Here is a 1,909-nt window from a genome sequence, read left to right on the forward strand (position 1 = left end):
TCATGGCAAATCAAAAATCTCGCATTATCGGCGCCTGATCGGCCACCTGCATTTATCCGATCCGTCGGCTAATATCCCGATCCCAATCGAACGGTTGGTCAATATTGCACAGCGACAGGGTGGCAGATCTGCGTGCCGATTGAGGTCTGAGCGCCCGTAGCAGTGGGATCGAGGAGTGCGAGATGGCGGACCCACACTGATCTCCTGACATCCCAGACGGATCTTGCGCCTGTCTGCGACAGAAGCACGCTCCGCTTGGCAGGAATTGCCGCGAAATCTGGCCAAAGCCCCCCCCGCTCATCGGCCGAACTGCTCAGGCAAGGCTTACGGTTTTTCAACTGTTCACTCTTGAATGAGAGAGAATGGCATCCATATACCATCCATATGGATGGAGAAACGCATGGCAAAAGTCATCGCCCTTCGCGACAAGGTTCCCGACAGCGAGAAGATCACGATCAATCTCGGCTATGTGGACCTTGGGCGCATCGACCTTCTGGTGCAGGAAGGATTCTACTCCAACCGTAGCGATTTCATCCGCACTGCGATCCGCAGCCAGCTCAACACACATGCTGATACGGTCACCAAGACGATCGAGAGGCATACAATGGAGCTTGGTCTGCGTGACTATTCACGTCAGGACCTCGAGGATCTTCGCACCGCCGGAGAGGTCTTGCACGTCAAAGTCGTGGGCCTTGCTCGCATCAGCCCGGACGTGACGCCCGAACTTGCCCTGCAGACCATCGGCTCGATCACAGTGCTCGGCGTCCTGCAGGCCAGCGCCGAAGTTCGCAAAGCCCTTTCCGACCGCATTCTTTGACCAACGCTTCAAACGGGACATCATCATGAAATTCTTCAACGCCGACGCGCTACGTCAGGTGATGGGCAGTGTCGATCCGTCCTCTGTCGAGGATCTGGTCGCGAAAACTCTCTCTCGGCATGGGCTCATGCCCGGTCAGGGGCCCACCACGCCTCAGGTCCGCGCGCCAATGGCCGATCTGATGGCCAGCCTGAGGTCCACCGCCAGCAACGAGGAACCTTTCGACCTGAGCTGCCCGGAAGGGGCCAGCTTCACGACCGAGACATTCCGCTGCGCCGAAGGAAGCCGTGAATACCTGATTTACGTTCCTTCATCTGCCAAAGATGCTCCGACGGGAATCCTGCTGATGCTGCATGGATGCACGCAAACGCATTGCGACTTCGCCACAGGGACCAAGATGAATGTTCTGGCAGAGCGGGACGGATTCATCGTGATCTACCCGCAGCAAGCGCGTGGAGAAAATGCGCAATCCTGCTGGAACTGGTTCCGCCGTGGCGATCAGATGCGAGACCGCGGTGAGCCAGCGATTCTGGCGGGCCTGACCCGGCAGGCAATGCAGCGCCATGGCGTGCCATCGGAGAGGACATTCGTTGCCGGCCTATCGGCGGGGGCCGCGATGGCAGTGATCTTGGGTCAAACCTATCCTGACATTTTCGCCGCAGTCGCTGCCCATTCCGGTTTACCCTTCGGTGCGGCGAAAGACGTGCCTTCGGCTTTTGCCGCGATGGCGGGGCAAGCCATGACCAGCGCAGTCCAATGCGGGCATTCAGCCCCAAGAACGATTGTTTTTCATGGAATGGAAGACAAAACAGTGCATCCGATCAATGCCGAACGGATCATCGAGCAGGTGAACGCATCCGGACCCTACCAAACCTTGGTGACAGATGAATCCGGGAAGGCAGCGGGTCGATCTTTCAGACGCAGGATTACCATGGCAGCGGATGGGAAACTCCTGTCGGAAGTCTGGGTCATCAATGGCCTCGGCCATGCCTGGTCTGGTGGCGATCATCGCGGCTCCTATACTGATGTGGCCGGGCCGGATGCGAGCGCCGAAATGGTCCGATTTTTCTTTTTGGAAGGTGGGTGAGCCGA

General features: G+C 58.0%; 2 protein-coding genes. Both read left to right on the forward strand.

All coding sequences use genetic code 11. The features are described from left to right. Positions 1-400: 400 nt before the first annotated feature. Positions 401-817, forward strand: coding sequence for a CopG family transcriptional regulator (locus FNJ84_RS21645; RefSeq protein ID WP_143795263.1), 417 nt, complete (start codon positions 401-403; stop codon positions 815-817). Between the two features lie 25 nt (positions 818-842). Beyond that, positions 843-1,904: a PHB depolymerase family esterase gene (locus tag FNJ84_RS21650; protein ID WP_143795264.1), complete on the forward strand. Its 1,062-nt coding sequence runs from the start codon at positions 843-845 to the stop codon at positions 1,902-1,904. Positions 1,905-1,909 lie beyond the last annotated feature (5 nt).

The sequence above is a fragment of the Paracoccus sp. M683 genome (genome assembly GCF_007096355.1).
Taxonomy (GTDB): Bacteria; Pseudomonadota; Alphaproteobacteria; order Rhodobacterales; family Rhodobacteraceae; genus Paracoccus.